This window comes from Rhodoferax sp. (assembly GCF_018063565.1).
GTDB lineage: Bacteria > Pseudomonadota > Gammaproteobacteria > Burkholderiales > Burkholderiaceae_C > Rhodoferax.
On sequence record NZ_JAGPBB010000089.1, the window covers coordinates 1 to 13,598 of the forward strand.

Sequence of the window (13,598 nt, forward strand, 5' to 3'; positions counted from 1 at the left end):
GCGTGGCGGCCAGCTTCAAACTCAGCCAAGCCAGCGCGCGCGACTGGGTCGCCCAGGACTTCCGCCGTCCAGGCCAGGCACAAGACTGAATTGGGCTTTGCTGTCTGTATTCAAGGCAACCATGGGATGGATCAACCCATGGCAATGATGGACCCGAAGCTTGACTGGCTCCATCAGTGCGGTTAGTTTCACCCGGCTACGGTTGCGATGTTCAGCAAGGCGTGCGGCGTGACCCCGCCAGGCGATGGTTGCCTCATTTCAACAGCAACGATCTGAATGTGAAATACTGATTTGCACCGGCGCCGAAATCGGTGATCGCATCAAGGGACGAGCTATCCCCGCTCGTAGCACCCCTTGGAGCGATTCACAATGCGCCGATGCCTTTGACATGCTGGCGCACCTCGCTCAAAGCTGAGAAATCCACCTTGACCAACATCGGGATGATCATCCCCCAGATCAGCGCACCCACCGGCAGGTTGACCTGTGCCACCTCCATGCGGCCAATGGCCTGGAACACGCCGGGCAAGAACTGACCCAACAGGATGCCTGCCACGATGCATAGAGCCACCCAGACTGATAAGAAGCGCTCAAACACGCTCATCGAGACGCCCGCAGCACGTTTGCCGGTGACTTCACATTGGGCACTCATGGTTTACGCCTGGCTCAACTCGCGGGCGGAGTTTTGCAGCATGGTTTTTTCCAGCTTGTCGATGGGCAGGCTGATCAGCAGTTCCAGACGACGTTTCAAGGCGTGCAGGGTCCGGCGAAACGCTTCGGTTTTCTGGGCGTCCGAGCCATCACCAGCAGAGGGGTCAGGGTAACCCCAGCGTGCGGTGGCCGGTTTGCCCGGCCAATACGGGCACACCTCGCCTGCCGCTTTGTCGCACACGGTGATCACCAGGTCCATGTGCGGTGCGTCCACTTTGCCAAACTCGTCCCAGCTTTTGCTGTGCAGCCCTTCGATGGAAATACCGGCTTGCTGCAACACCTGCAAACCCAGTGGATTGGGCTGCTGGTTGTCTCGCGGGCTGCTGCCCGCTGAAAAGCCCTTGAGTCGCCCCCGGCCAATGTGGTTCAGGATGGCTTCGGTGAGGATGCTGCGCGCGGAGTTGTGCGTGCATAAAAACAGCACATTGCAGATTTCGGTGGTCATGATTGGCTGAAGCTCCTGACGGCGGGTATGAAAAGCGACTCAAGGGCACAGCGACTGCAGGGAGATCTCGGCACATTGCTCAGGGTGTCCAGCACAGCACTCGGCCGTCAAATAAGCAATGAGTTCCTGCATCAGCCCCAAGTTGGCACGGTAGCGCTGGTAGCGGCCCTCCTGCACCACCGTCACCAGTTGCGCATGGGTCAGGGCTTTCAGATGAAACGAAAGATTGGTGGGCGGCACCTCCAAGGCACTGCCGATTTCACCAGCGACCAAACCTTGTGGACCAGTTTTGACCAGCAGGCGATAGATGTCGAGCCGCACGCCCGAGGCGAGGGATTCAAAAATACCAGTGGCCAGTTGTTTGTTCATGATTTATTGATTCAATAATTATTGAATTAATGAAAAAAGCAAATGGCAAGCGTGCACGGCAACTACTGACCTTGAAGCACCCGACGCTGCAGCAGCGTTGCATCCAGCCAGCTTTGCCAGTTGGCGGGCACCTCTGTCAAGACCGTGGCTTGACCTGAAAAACGCAGCCATGCGTCGAGCCGCACTGGCGATACCATGGTCAGCAACGGAATCCCGCTGGCCATGATGTCGAGCAACTCGGCGGCGAAACCCTCACCCTCGGACTCCAGACCGCCAAAGCGGTTGCAGATCACCAGGTCAGGCGCCTGGCTGAGTGCATCACGCAACACCCGGCTGGCGCGGGCAAATCCCTGAGTGTCGGCGCGGCAGGCGCTGGCTCCCAGCCCCAAGGGTTGCGAGACCAGATATTCATCGCCGGTGGCGAGGTCCACCAGCACCATGTCGGCTTTGCAACCGGCAGCACCCGCGCTGCGGCGCATGGTGAGGCCACGCACACGCAAACCCGCCTGCTGTTGGCGGAGGGCAAAAGCCAGCAAGCGGGCATCGTTGTCAAGGCTGCCATCGTCCAGTATGGCCGCTGCCAGCGGCGTGAAATCCGGGCTGTCGGTGAGTTCGCTTGGTGTTTGCATGGCCACGATGATCGCAAGAAACGGGGGTCAGTTAAGCCTGGCACCCCAGGCCAGGCCGCAATGCGCAATTCTGTGCATAAGCCGGCGTTTCCAGTTGCAGCGTGACGTGGCGAATTTCAAAATGCTCATGCAGTTCTTCTTCAGCTTCTTGCAACAGCGCACCAGGGTCAGCCGTATCGGTAACCAGATGCGCTGTGAGTGCAATGTGGCTGGTGCCCATGGCCCACACATGCAGGTCATGTACATCGGCCACGCCGGGCAGACCCCGCAGCAGGCTGCGCACGGCGGCCGGGTCAACGCTGTCGGGCACGCCGTCAAACAGCAGGTGCAGCGACTGCTTGAACAGGTCCCACGTGCCCCACACAATCACCGCTGCAATGAGCAGACTCACCACCGGGTCGAGCCAGACCCAGCCCATCCACAGCGTAAGTGCGCCGGCGACCACCACACCAGCTGACACCAAGGCGTCGGCCGCCATATGCAAAAAAGCACCACGAATGTTGAGATCGCTTTCACCCCCACGCATGAACAGCAAGGCGGTGGCAGTGTTGACCAGGATGCCAATGCCCGCCACCACCATGATGGTCACGCCTTGCGCCTGCAATGCGGCTTGCGGCGCACTCAGGCGGCCAACCGCCTCCCAGGCCAGGCCACCCATGGCGACCAGCAGCAACAGTGCATTGGCAAACGCCGCCAGAATGGTGGCTCGTTTGAAGCCATACGTATGGCGCGCGTTGGGCAACACCTTGACCGCCAGTGCGCCGCCCCAGGCCAGAACCAAACCGGCCACATCGCTCAGGTTGTGCCCGGCATCGGCCAAGAGCGCCAGCGAATTGATGCGCCAGCCGTAGAACGCCTCGATGAGCACAAAGCCGATGTTGAGCACAATGCCAATCGCAAATGCCCGGTTGAAGTTTGCCGGTGCGTGGCTGTGGCGGTGGTCATGCGCTTGAGCGGGGGCATGGTCGTGGGAACTGCTCATGAGGGCTTCCAATCAATGGGCCAATGGTAGCGCCACAAGCGGTCGGCCGTCGTTGCCCCACAATGGGCATGATGGTCGGGCTGCTCAATCCCTTGCGTCTTGCCAGTAACACACATTGATGCTGCCGCGCTGGTCACTCTCCGGCACAGCGCACACCAAGCGAGGCTGCCACGGCGCATCACCCTCCGTGGCAAGGCATTTGCGCAAGCCCTTGAATCGATCGTCAGTCACGGTAAGCAGATGATTGGATGTCGATGGGCAATAGTGCCAAATAGTCTGCGCGCAGTTCGTCGAGCAGGCACTTTGTCAAACGTGGAATCACACAATTCCTTGCCGATCAGCTTTTCAATCGCGCAACTGCAAGGTTTTACCCTGTCGACCACGAACGGGGGGATTCAGGCGGATGAAGGTGTCCCAGCGGCCAACCACTGCTCGACCTTGTCGCGGCTGGGCACACCACCGGCGTGCACCACCTTGCCGTTGATGACCACACCGGGCGTGCTCATCACGCCATAACCCATGATGTCGCGCAGCTCTTCAACCTTGCTCAGGGTGACCTCGACCCCCTTGGCTTTGGCGACCTGACCGATCAGGGCGACGGTGTTCTTGCAGTTGGCACAACCGGTGCCGAGTACTTTGATGTCCATGGTTTTCTTTCTATAAAACTGAGGGTATCTGTCGCATATCTGATAGGGGCTAGCGGCCAATTTGTTCAGGAATCTATTCGCGCTCCAGCTCCAGGTAAGTCTGGTTGGCCAGTTGCGGCATCCAGACCTCCGCGTGTTTGAGGTGCGCAAAAGGCTTGCCATCAAAACTTTTCACCGCCGCGCTGATGTCCACGCCGTCATCCACGGCTTTCTTCATGTGGGCGCGCAGCGCCAGCAGCAGATCGCGCGTCTGCGCCTGGGCGGTGGCCAGGTCGGTGACCCGGCCGTGGCCCGGCACGATGAGCCGGGGCTTGAGCTGGTCAATCACGGCAAAACTCGTCAGCCAGTTCTTGCTGTTGCTCACCAGGTGCAGGCCGAGCACACGATCCACATAAACCACGTCCCCGCTGATCAGCACGTTTCTCTGCGGCAACCACACCAGCATGTCACCGGGCGTGTGGCCACCTTGGCGGTGTTTGAGCTCGATCACCGTGCCACCCAAATTGAGCGTGGTGTCTGCGTCTTTCACAAATCGTGTGGGCAGCGTGGGCTGGGTGCCGTCCAGCCGCTCTTTCAACACGCTCAGACCTTGCAGGTGCTCCCCGGCACGGGCTTTCATGTCGGCCTGGGCATTGGCATGTGCCAGGGTTTCGATGCCCTTTTCAGTGAAGTAACCATTGCCCAGCCAGCGATGGTCCTGATCGCCGGAGTTGATCACCAATTTGAGTGGCTGCGCGGTCACTTGTTTGACCGCCGCGTGGATTTTGGCCGCTACCTGGTAGCTCGAGCCGCTGTCGATCAACACCGCACCAGCTGGGGTGACGATCAGCCCGATATTGGCGTTGAGCCCCTCGTTGTCATACGTGCGACCTTCGGTTTCGCCAATGTAGGCATATACCCCCTCGGCCACGGGCTGGAAGCTGATGTCAACGGCATGGGCGGCCCTGTGCAGCAGCCCTGCCGTAAGCATAAGCGCCAGGACAAGGGCGCGGGTTGTTGATCGAAGTGTCATAAGTCTCCTGTTGTTAACGCCAAACCACACCATCATCACACCGAGCTCACAGCACCGCGTTAAAGACAAAACCCACCATCAAGATGCCCGTGGCCACCACGCCGACAAAGGTGACGATCAGTCGCATTTTGAGCACCTTGCGCAGGATGATCATCTCGGGCAGCGACAGCGCTATCACACTCATCATGAAAGCCAGCACAGTGCCCAGCGCGGCCCCCTTGGCCAGCAGCGCCTGCACGATCGGAATGACACCCGCCGCATTGGTGTACATCGGCACACCCATCACCACGGCCAGCGGCACGCTCCACCACGCCTCTTTGCCCATAAAGCTGGCCATGAAGTCCTCGGGCACATAGCCGTGGATCAGAGCACCGAGTGCGATGCCGCCCAGGATGTAGGGCCAGACTTTGCCGACGATTTCTTTGACCGCCTGAAAACCGCCCTGAATTCGCTCGCCCAGCGTCATGCCGGTGGCTTCAAAGTCAGCCGACATCCTGGGCATGTCACGAACCCAGTCTTCCAGATGCGCTTCCATCTTCAGTCGGCCGATGATCCAGCCCGCCACGATGGCCACCGTCAGCCCCAGGCCCAGGTACAGCAAGGCCACTTTCCAGCCGAACATGCCAAACAGCAATGTGAGCGCCACCTCGTTGACCATCGGAGCCGAGATCAAAAATGAAAACGTCACCCCCAGCGGCACCCCAGCCTGCACAAAACCAATGAACAGCGGCACCGCCGAACAAGAGCAAAACGGTGTAACGATGCCAAGGCTGGCCGCCATCACGTTCGCCGTGCCTTCGCCGCGCCCGGCTAGCAACGCGCGGGTGCGCTCCGGGGTGAAGTAGCTGTTGACCATGCCCATCACAAACACCACGGCCGTCAGCAGCATCAAGACCTTGGGGGTGTCGTAAAAGAAAAATTGCAACGCGCCGCCCAGGTGGCTGGAGCGGTCCACCGGCAACATGGTGACCAATGCTTCAGAGGCCGGGATCAAGGTGTTGTAGAGCCCCAGCCAGACCAGAGCTGCAAGTATCAGGAACAGGACGGGCTGGCGCGCAGGCCAGGATTTTCGCGGAAGGCTTAAGGTGTTCATGGCGCTGAAGACGTGAAATCCATGTCAAAGATGCACGCTAATGGAAAAAAATGGGCCAAATAGGTCACTAGACCATATCCATAGATCGCCAAACACTATCTTATTAATAGCTTGATTAAAGTGGCGGGCGGGGTACAAAGTCGCTGACCGAACCACTTTCTGCCGTTTGCACCTGACAGGCCCGACTCATTTGCGCGTGCAGGCGCACCCGGGCGCGCTGCACGCGAGACTTGGCCGCACTCAAACTCAAGCCTTTGAGTCTGGCAAATTCAGCCTGCGCCATGCCCTGCAGGTCACACAAGGTGATGGCCTCGCGGTCATCAGCGCTCAGTTCTGACAGCACACGTGGCAGGCAACCGGTGAGTGCGTCTACGGTGTCCATGTCCTCAACCTGGGCCGCCAGGTCTTCGGGAAGTTCCACCAGATGGTGTGCCAGCCGCAGGTGGTCGGCCAGCAGGTTGCGCGCCACTTCAAACAACCAGGCGCGGGCGTTGTGCAGCTCACAAAATCGCTCGCCTTGGCGCAGCGCTTTTAAAAACAGGTCTTGCAGCAAATCGTCGGCCAACTCGGTGTTGCCCGTGCGGTGGCGCAGCCAGCCGCGCAGTTCAGCGGCGTGTTGGTCCCAGGCGATGATCAGGCATTGCATTGGGCCCAATAATAGGGACAAACGGATCAGCCGGATCGGCTTCATTCGATCAACACCCACTGAAACAGCGTCGAGCAAGCCGGGTTTGCTAAGCTCGGGCGATGAATACCCATGTCCCCAAGCCCGACCACACGGCACCGCATACCATCAACCTGGCGCTCCAAGGGGGTGGCTCACACGGCGCTTTCACCTGGGGTGTGCTCGACGCCTTGCTGGAGGATGGGCGCATCGATTTTGAGGGCATCAGCGGCACCAGTGCCGGGGCGATGAATGCGGTGGCGCTGGCACACGGGTTTGCGCTGGCGCAAGACAAACCGCACCTGGATGCGCGTGAGGCAGCGCGCGAGTCTTTGGCCAGCTTCTGGAACGGGATTGTGGCCATGGGCGCGCTCGGGCAGGCCCAGCGGGCACCGTTTGACCTGATGATGGGCCTGGTGGGCCATTCGCCCACATCGCAATGGGCTGACTCGGTGACACGCGCCTGGGCTGGCACCGTATCACCTTACCAGAGCAACCCGCTCGGACTCAATCCACTGCAGGAGTTTGTGTCCCGTCAGATTGATTTCGAGCGGCTGACCCGGCTCAAGCGGCTCAAACTGTTTGTCGTGGCCACCCACGTCAGCACGGGTCGCGCCGAGGTGTTCACCGGCAAGCGTTTGACCGCCAGCGCGGTGATGGCTTCGGCCTGCCTGCCCATGATGTTCCAGGCCGTGGAGATCGAGGGTGAACACTACTGGGACGGTGGTTATGCGGGTAACCCGGCGATCCATCCGCTGATCTACCAATGCCAGAGTCGCGACATCGTGCTGGTGCAGATCAACCCGATCCAGCGCGACACCCTGCCCACCAGTGCCGTGGAAATTCTGGACCGGCTCAACGAGATCACCTTCAATGCTGCGCTCATTGCCGAAATGCGCGCCATCGATTTTGTCAAGCGCCTGCTGCGCGAGGGCAAGCTTGACCCGGCACATTACAAGGATGTGCTGATGCACCGCATTGACGGAGGCGACGTGCTGGAGCAACTGGGTGCCGCCACCAAACTGTCAACCGACGCCAGTTTGATCAACGCCCTGCGCGACCTGGGACAGGCCCACGCGCGCCAATGGCTGGCCCACCACTATGCCGAGCTGGGGGTAAGCAGCACTGTCAACATCGGCCGCGACTATCTGGACGATTTGCGCCTGCCGGTGTCGGCAGCGGACCTGGCGCCTTGACGTCCCTCAGGTCAGCGTGGCTCAGGCACCGGGCCGCTGCTTCAGTCCATCCAGCCATGCCTGCAATTCGTCACCAAACATGGGCCGAGCACTCAGATAACCCTGCATCACGTCACAGCCAAGTTGGCGCAGACAGTCGCGCTCTGCCACAGTTTCCACCCCCTCGGCCGTGACCAGCAGGCCCATGCCGTGGCCCATTTCGATCATGGTCCGCACCAGTTGCCGGTTGCCCGGCCGACTTTCGATGTGGGTGACAAAACTGCGGTCGATCTTGAGCTCAGTCACCGGCAGTTGCTGCAGATAGGCCAGTGACGAGTATCCGGTGCCAAAGTCGTCGATTGACAGTTGCACCCCCAGGTCGGTCAGGCGATGCATCAGCACGATACTGGCGTGGGTGTCCTGCATCAGGCCACTTTCAACAATCTCCAGGCGCAACTTGTCGGGGTTGATGGCGCGCTCGGTCAGTCCGTCGCGGACACGCTGGAAAAAGCCCGGGTCCTGCAGGTCACGAGTGCTGACGTTGACACTGATGCTCAGCTCCGGGTGACTCTGCTGCCAACGCTGCAAAGTGCGCATGGCTTGCCCCAGCATCCAGTCCGTGATCAACGTCACGGCACCGGTCTGTTCGGCGATCGGCACAAACTCGCCAGGCATGATGAAACCACGTTGTGGGTGCTGCCAGCGCACCAGCGCCTCGGCGCCAATGGCACGCCCGGTTCGCAGCGAGAACTTGGGCTGCAGCCACATCTGCAATTGCGGCACCACAGCGGCCATGCGCAGATCAGACAGAAGGCCCAGATGCGACAACCGTGCGGCCTCCTGTACCTCGTTGTACCAGGCAAATCCGGTCACCGACTGGCGCGCGCTGTTGAGCGCCACCTCGGCATTGCGCAGCAGGGTTGCGCTCGCCACGACCTGCCCTGGCGGCGCACCTGCGAGCCCAAAAAAAACATGCAAATCCACCCGATGCCCATCACACTGCACCATCTGCACCATGGCATCGGCCAGTTGCATGCGCACCTGATCCACCAAGGTTGGTCCGTTCGCTTTCAAATGTAGAGCAAACATTCCTCCTGCAATATGGGCCAGGAGCGGATTTGACACAAAATCTGCAAACACAGCATCGGCTGCCAGTACGCCCTGTGCGCGGCGCGCCACCTCCTTGATCAGGGCATCCCCGGTGGCGTAGCCCAGGGTTTCGTTGATCGACTTCAAGCGCGCCAGATCAAACACAATCATCGCCTGATAGCTTGACGGCTCGTCCGTCGGCTGCGCTGCCTGGATCAGAAAGGTGCGGTTAGGCAAGCCGGTCAACGCATCTCGAAACGCCAGAAGCTCAATCTCCTGCTCACGTTGCGCTATGGCACCCGCCATGGCGCTCAGGGCCTGACCGACCCGCTCAAACTCCTGCGTCGACGCATCCAACTCCGCACTGGCGTAGTGGCCGGCCGCAATACGATGGGCCGCCGCCTCCAGTTGAGCCATCGGGCCAACCACACTGCGAATGGTACGCACCGCCAGCGCCAGCGCCACCAGTGCCACTGCGCCCGACAGCACCGCCAGCCACAGGGACCATCTTTCAAACCGGTGCTGCGCCTGTGCCACCTGCTTTTGCAGTTGTTCTTGCTCGCGCAGGGCCAGCGCGTTGGACTCTGCCAGCATGCGCTGCAAGGGTGGACGGACCTGGTCGGCAAACACGCGCAGCGCTGCCTTGGCATCATTGCGCTCCATTTCGTTGAGCATGGCCAGCAATGCGCCGGTGTAAACACTGCGGTGATCACGCAAGCGCGTCAGCGTCTGCGCCTGCACCGGGTCGTCCAGCAGCAGGGCCAGTGCTGCAATCAAGTCATCGGTACGCTGCTTGCGCTCCTGCACCTGCTTGTAAATGGTCCCGCGCGCTTCAGCGGGCACATTCATCAGGTCAAGCAAAGCGTTGCCACTGCCCTCGATATAAAGCGACAACGCCTGCACACGCATGAGGCGCTGCATGTCGTGCGTGGCGAGCTGCTCGGTCTGCAGGGTCATGGCACGGATTTGCCAGCTCAACAACCCCAGGGCTGACAGCGTCACAACCATCAACAGACCGAAACCCATGGCCAAACGCCAGCCCATCCGGTGCGGCCACCGCGCCCAAGCGACGGACTTTTTGTGCGTCGGCTCGGTGGGTACGGTGTCTGCGGCGGTCGGCATAGGCTGCGATGCTACTACTGCACCGTGCCGCCTCAGCCTTTGAAGGTTCAGACTTCGCCGACGTACTCTCCACGCGCCGGATAGTCCTTGCTCAAAGCAAAGTCAATAGCCCCCAACAAATCCTGAAACTGTGGCCGTGCAAACGGCATCGTTTGCACCGCGCCGTAATACAAGGTTCCGTCCGGTCTCACAATGAACACACCCGGCTCGGAGAACAGCGTTGGCTCCTCGATGCCGATCGAGGTTTTTCCACGCGAAGTGCTGATATACAGTCCCCATTGGCGCGCCGCCTTGAGGCTCAGACCATAACCAAAGCGCAGCGCTTTGGCGCTGACTTTGTCGGCCATCTGCGTGGCACGATCCAGATCGTCAGAACTGATCGCAATAACCTGCACCCCACGGGCAACAAATTCAGGGACCAGTCGCTCCAGTTCCAGCAGGTATTTGGCGCACAGCGGGCAATGCAGGCCACGGTAAAACACCAGCAAATCAAATTTATCGCCCGGGGTGGCTCCCAAAACAAAGCGGCCACCGGTGGTCAGCGCCAGGTTAAGGGCAGGCACAGGATGACGGGGTAAAAGTGCAGTCACAGTCATCAAAATCTCCTCAATAATAGGTTGGAATCGTCATCATCCGTGCAACCGGACATACCTTCGACGATAGGTTGATGAAAGCCGTCATCGATTATCTGATTCGACACAGGTTACTGTTTAGTCTGGCTGGTGGCAAGTTTGTTACACCAAAAGTCCGATATTCCTGGCCAACTTTCAATCTCGAACGCAACACCAGCACCGGGCTAGTCCGCCAGTTGAAATGACCTGACCAGCTTGGCAAGGCGATCTGCATGATCACGCTGACTGGCCGATGCTGCAGCTGACTGCTCCACCAAGGCGGCATTTTTTTGCGTCATTTGATCAAGCTCCACAACCGACGCGTTGACATGATGGATGCCGGCACTTTGTTCCGCAGTGGCCAAGGTGATTTCGCCAATGATTTGCGCCACCTGTTGGGCCGAACCGACAATGTCGGCCATGGTGTTCCCGGCGTGGCTGGCCTGGCTGGATCCAGCCTGAACGCGCTCAACGCTCGCGCCAATCAGGGTTTTGATTTCGCGCGCGGCCTGGGCAGAGCGCCCGGCCAGGCTGCGCACTTCGGTCGCAACCACAGCAAAGCCACGACCTTGCTCGCCGGCGCGCGCCGCTTCGACGGCCGCATTCAGGGCCAGGATGTTGGTTTGAAACGCAATCCCGTCAATTACCCCGATGATGTCAGCGATCCGGCGCGAGCTGGCGTTGATACCGTCCATGGTGTCCACCACCATCGACACGATGGAGCCGCCCTGCGCCGCGACATCTGCGGAAGAACCAGCCAGCTGATTGGCGCGACTGGCCGCCTCAGCGGTTTGTGACACCGTGCAGGTCAACTGTTCCATCGCCGATGCCGCCGCTTGCAAATTGGCTGCCGCTTGTTCGGTGCGTTGGCTCAGGTCCTGATTTCCGGCGGAAATCTCTGCACTGGTGATTTGCAGTGATTGAGCCGACTGGCTCACTTGGTGCAAAGTCTGGCTGAGTTGAGCACTCATTTTGCCCAGCGAGCGCAAAAGATCACCCAGCTCGTCGGTGCGCTCACTGTCAACTTGCAAGCTCAGATTGCCCTGTGCAACCTCACCCGCCACCGCACTGGCATGTTGCAGCGCCCGCACCACACTGCGCTGCATACGCCAGCTGAACCAGACCGCTGCAATCACCGTCAGCAGTCCAAGCAACGCCAAAACCACGACGATGGTTTGGGCACGCTGCTGTGCAGCGGCTACCGATGCCTCAGACAACTCATCGACATGTTGAACCAGGGTGCGGGTCGCGCTGGCCAGAGCAGCAAAAGTGACATCGGCCTCGCGCATCACGGCAAAACCGGCACCAGCGCCGGTTTCAGCCGACGAACGGCTCACGGCCAGGTCGATTTGCCCGGAATACCGGTCTGCCAGCATGGCCAAGTAGGTGACCGCTTGTGACGACTCGCCGTCTCGTGCCGCGATGCTGGAGGCACCTTGAACCACGCGCTTGAAACCAGCGATCTGCTGCGCCATGTCGGCACGCAACTGATTGAGCTGAGCAGCATCCATCGACCCAATCAAGCCCAGATTGCGATAGACACCCGTGTGAATTTGGGCAATTTGCTCCTGGGCACTGCTCAGGGTGCGATAGTCATCGCTTTGTGACAGGATGGTTTGTTCAACTTGACTGGTTTGCTGGCTGACCAGACCCAGGGTCAGTTGCCCAACCGTAAACACCACCAATGCGGTCAGCAGCGGGGCGGCAAGTAGTTTGATTCCAAGTTTCACGCTGTTCCTTTGGGTTGATCAGAAAGGATTTTGGGCACCTGTCCTTTGCCATTGGTCGAGCCCGTGCGTCACTTCTTACAAACACGTCCAGCCACTGGAACTGCGTCAACTCTGCCACCGATCGCGCCATGCCCAGCTTCGAACAGCAAATTGTTGACCTGCATGATTACTTGTTCAAGTTTGCCCGTTTGCAGTTGCGCAACGAGGCATGGGCCGAAGATGCGGTTTCTGAGACCGTGGTGGCCGCACTGTCCAAGCCGCACGCGTTTGAGCATCGCTCGCAGCTCAAGAGCTGGCTGGTGGGCATCCTTAAACACAAGGTGATTGACACACTTCGCCTGCATGGCCGTGAGGTCAGTGCCAGTTCGGGTGACGACGACGAGGCAGACCCGATGGACTACATAGGGTTTCAGGCCGATGGCCATTTCATGGAAGCCCCTTCCGACTGGGGTAACCCTGAGCAAGACCTCAGTAGCCGCCAGTTTTTGGCTGTGCTGGATGCCTGCGCCAACAAGCTGCCAACGAATATCATTGTTATTTCTCATAGAAATTAAGCCGTGCAACGCTTGCAAGCCTTTAAATACGAACTCATGCCTAACGCTGAGCAACAGCGCGATATGCGCCGTTTCTGCGGGGCGTGCCGGTGGGGTGGTCACGGTAGCTTGGACAGCCACCGGGGTGGAATAAGCTAAAGCTGGTGCCGGGGGTTTGGTTTTTGGTTTCCCGGATTTGAAGAAAAATTGTAGCTTGAGCGCTGTGGAGCTTGTGGGCAGCCGCCGACCTGTGGGCAAGCGTTGTCCATGGCTTGTCCATAGGCAAGCGCGCATCGCGCGCTCAGGCGGGAACCGGCGCAGCCGGCTGTCCACAAATCCACAGTGCCTGGCACCACTCGTATTTCATGCCGCCATCGGCTGCGCTTTGGCCAGCGTGCCGAAATAGGCTTCGTCGGGCGTTTTCCAGTTCAGCGATTGATGCGGGCGCCTGCGGTTGTACCAATCAAAGCATTGCGCCAGGCTGCGCTGTTGCTCGATCCCGTTGTTGCAGGGGCGCAAGTACACCCACTCGTGCTTGACCGTCCACCACAGCCGCTCAACAAAGATGTTGTCATGGCAGCGTCCACGCCCGTCCATGCTGATCTGGATGCCGTGGTCCTTGAGCACCTGGGTGAATTCGACGCTGGTGAATTGGCTACCCTGATCGGTGTTGAAAATCTCTGGCTTGCCATATCGCGTCAGCGCCTCCTTCAGCGCTGCGATGCAGAAGTCGTTGCTCAGCGTGTTTGACAGCCGCCAAGCCAGGACTTTGCGCGTGGCCCAGTCCAG

Annotated in this window: 14 protein-coding genes and 2 pseudogenes; 3 read left to right on the forward strand and 13 right to left on the reverse strand. The window is 59.7% G+C overall.

The features are described from left to right. Positions 1 to 373: 373 nt before the first annotated feature. From KBF66_RS16030 to KBF66_RS16070, 9 genes and pseudogenes are all read right to left on the reverse strand, one after another. Positions 374 to 649, reverse strand: a pseudogene (locus KBF66_RS16030) (arsenical-resistance protein); the annotation flags it as partial. Positions 650 to 652: 3 nt separating this feature from the next. Next, positions 653 to 1,153 (reverse strand): arsenate reductase ArsC, encoded by a 501-nt coding sequence (locus KBF66_RS16035; RefSeq protein WP_296659457.1) that lies wholly within the window; start codon positions 1,151 to 1,153, stop codon positions 653 to 655. Between the two features lie 39 nt (positions 1,154 to 1,192). Next, positions 1,193 to 1,522, reverse strand: coding sequence for a helix-turn-helix transcriptional regulator (locus KBF66_RS16040; RefSeq protein WP_296659461.1), 330 nt, complete (start codon positions 1,520 to 1,522; stop codon positions 1,193 to 1,195). A 62-nt stretch (positions 1,523 to 1,584) separates the two neighbouring features. After that, complete coding sequence (locus tag KBF66_RS16045; protein ID WP_296659463.1) at positions 1,585 to 2,151, reverse strand: DUF2478 domain-containing protein; 567 nt, start codon at positions 2,149 to 2,151, stop codon at positions 1,585 to 1,587. A gap of 31 nt (positions 2,152 to 2,182) precedes the next feature. Continuing rightward, positions 2,183 to 3,133 carry a cation diffusion facilitator family transporter gene (locus tag KBF66_RS16050; RefSeq protein ID WP_296659466.1) on the reverse strand — a complete coding sequence of 317 codons (951 nt, stop codon included), beginning with the start codon at positions 3,131 to 3,133 and terminating at the stop codon, positions 2,183 to 2,185. Positions 3,134 to 3,528: 395 nt separating this feature from the next. Further along, a complete protein-coding gene (locus tag KBF66_RS16055) occupies positions 3,529 to 3,780 on the reverse strand; it encodes a thioredoxin family protein (protein ID WP_296659470.1) in 252 nt (83 codons plus the stop codon). A gap of 73 nt (positions 3,781 to 3,853) precedes the next feature. Continuing rightward, the gene (locus KBF66_RS16060; protein ID WP_296659473.1) at positions 3,854 to 4,792 is read right to left on the reverse strand and encodes an MBL fold metallo-hydrolase; all 939 of its coding nucleotides are present in this window, start codon (positions 4,790 to 4,792) and stop codon (positions 3,854 to 3,856) included. A 46-nt stretch (positions 4,793 to 4,838) separates the two neighbouring features. Beyond that, the gene (locus tag KBF66_RS16065) at positions 4,839 to 5,885 is read right to left on the reverse strand and encodes a permease (RefSeq protein ID WP_296659475.1); all 1,047 of its coding nucleotides are present in this window, start codon (positions 5,883 to 5,885) and stop codon (positions 4,839 to 4,841) included. A gap of 115 nt (positions 5,886 to 6,000) precedes the next feature. Next, positions 6,001 to 6,531: a sigma-70 family RNA polymerase sigma factor gene (locus tag KBF66_RS16070; protein WP_296659480.1), complete on the reverse strand. Its 531-nt coding sequence runs from the start codon at positions 6,529 to 6,531 to the stop codon at positions 6,001 to 6,003. Positions 6,532 to 6,632: 101 nt separating this feature from the next. Here KBF66_RS16070 and KBF66_RS16075 point away from each other — a divergent pair, with 101 nt between their 5' ends. After that, positions 6,633 to 7,745: a patatin-like phospholipase family protein gene (locus tag KBF66_RS16075; protein ID WP_296659484.1), complete on the forward strand. Its 1,113-nt coding sequence runs from the start codon at positions 6,633 to 6,635 to the stop codon at positions 7,743 to 7,745. A 21-nt stretch (positions 7,746 to 7,766) separates the two neighbouring features. Here KBF66_RS16075 and KBF66_RS16080 read toward each other — a convergent pair whose 3' ends face one another. The 3 genes from KBF66_RS16080 to KBF66_RS16090 all read right to left on the reverse strand — a co-directional run bounded on the left by KBF66_RS16080 (position 7,767) and on the right by KBF66_RS16090 (position 12,276). Next, the gene (locus KBF66_RS16080; RefSeq protein ID WP_296659486.1) at positions 7,767 to 9,935 is read right to left on the reverse strand and encodes a GGDEF domain-containing protein; all 2,169 of its coding nucleotides are present in this window, start codon (positions 9,933 to 9,935) and stop codon (positions 7,767 to 7,769) included. 47 nt (positions 9,936 to 9,982) lie between these two features. Beyond that, a complete protein-coding gene (locus tag KBF66_RS16085; protein ID WP_296659489.1) occupies positions 9,983 to 10,531 on the reverse strand; it encodes a peroxiredoxin-like family protein in 549 nt (182 codons plus the stop codon). A gap of 200 nt (positions 10,532 to 10,731) precedes the next feature. After that, positions 10,732 to 12,276 carry a methyl-accepting chemotaxis protein gene (locus tag KBF66_RS16090; RefSeq protein ID WP_296659492.1) on the reverse strand — a complete coding sequence of 515 codons (1,545 nt, stop codon included), beginning with the start codon at positions 12,274 to 12,276 and terminating at the stop codon, positions 10,732 to 10,734. Between the two features lie 128 nt (positions 12,277 to 12,404). Between KBF66_RS16090 and KBF66_RS16095 the strand changes: the two genes are divergently transcribed. Beyond that, on the forward strand, positions 12,405 to 12,830 hold the full coding sequence (locus KBF66_RS16095) for a sigma factor (protein WP_296659495.1): 426 nt from the start codon (positions 12,405 to 12,407) through the stop codon (positions 12,828 to 12,830). A 3-nt stretch (positions 12,831 to 12,833) separates the two neighbouring features. After that, positions 12,834 to 12,923 (forward strand): annotated as a pseudogene (locus tag KBF66_RS16100) (helix-turn-helix domain-containing protein); the annotation flags it as partial. Between the two features lie 249 nt (positions 12,924 to 13,172). On the opposite strand, the gene KBF66_RS16105 reads toward KBF66_RS16100, so the two are convergent. Continuing rightward, positions 13,173 to 13,598 (reverse strand): integrase core domain-containing protein (locus KBF66_RS16105; RefSeq protein WP_296659498.1); only part of this gene is annotated, 426 nt, incomplete at its 5' end.

Bases quoted from the DNA above. Each gene is read 5' to 3' on its own strand.
- KBF66_RS16070 (WP_296659480.1), bottom strand. From the start codon at position 6,531: ATGCAATGCCTGATCATCGCCTGGGACCAACACGCCGCTGAACTGCGC.
- KBF66_RS16045 (WP_296659463.1), bottom strand. From the start codon at position 2,151: ATGCAAACACCAAGCGAACTCACCGACAGCCCGGATTTCACGCCGCTG.
- KBF66_RS16080 (WP_296659486.1), bottom strand. From the start codon at position 9,935: ATGCCGACCGCCGCAGACACCGTACCCACCGAGCCGACGCACAAAAAG.
- KBF66_RS16060 (WP_296659473.1), bottom strand. From the start codon at position 4,792: ATGACACTTCGATCAACAACCCGCGCCCTTGTCCTGGCGCTTATGCTT.
- KBF66_RS16055 (WP_296659470.1), bottom strand. From the start codon at position 3,780: ATGGACATCAAAGTACTCGGCACCGGTTGTGCCAACTGCAAGAACACC.
- KBF66_RS16085 (WP_296659489.1), bottom strand. From the start codon at position 10,531: ATGACTGTGACTGCACTTTTACCCCGTCATCCTGTGCCTGCCCTTAAC.
- KBF66_RS16075 (WP_296659484.1), top strand. From the start codon at position 6,633: ATGAATACCCATGTCCCCAAGCCCGACCACACGGCACCGCATACCATC.
- KBF66_RS16050 (WP_296659466.1), bottom strand. From the start codon at position 3,133: ATGAGCAGTTCCCACGACCATGCCCCCGCTCAAGCGCATGACCACCGC.
- KBF66_RS16035 (WP_296659457.1), bottom strand. From the start codon at position 1,153: ATGACCACCGAAATCTGCAATGTGCTGTTTTTATGCACGCACAACTCC.
- KBF66_RS16040 (WP_296659461.1), bottom strand. From the start codon at position 1,522: ATGAACAAACAACTGGCCACTGGTATTTTTGAATCCCTCGCCTCGGGC.
- KBF66_RS16065 (WP_296659475.1), bottom strand. From the start codon at position 5,885: ATGAACACCTTAAGCCTTCCGCGAAAATCCTGGCCTGCGCGCCAGCCC.
- KBF66_RS16095 (WP_296659495.1), top strand. From the start codon at position 12,405: ATGCCCAGCTTCGAACAGCAAATTGTTGACCTGCATGATTACTTGTTC.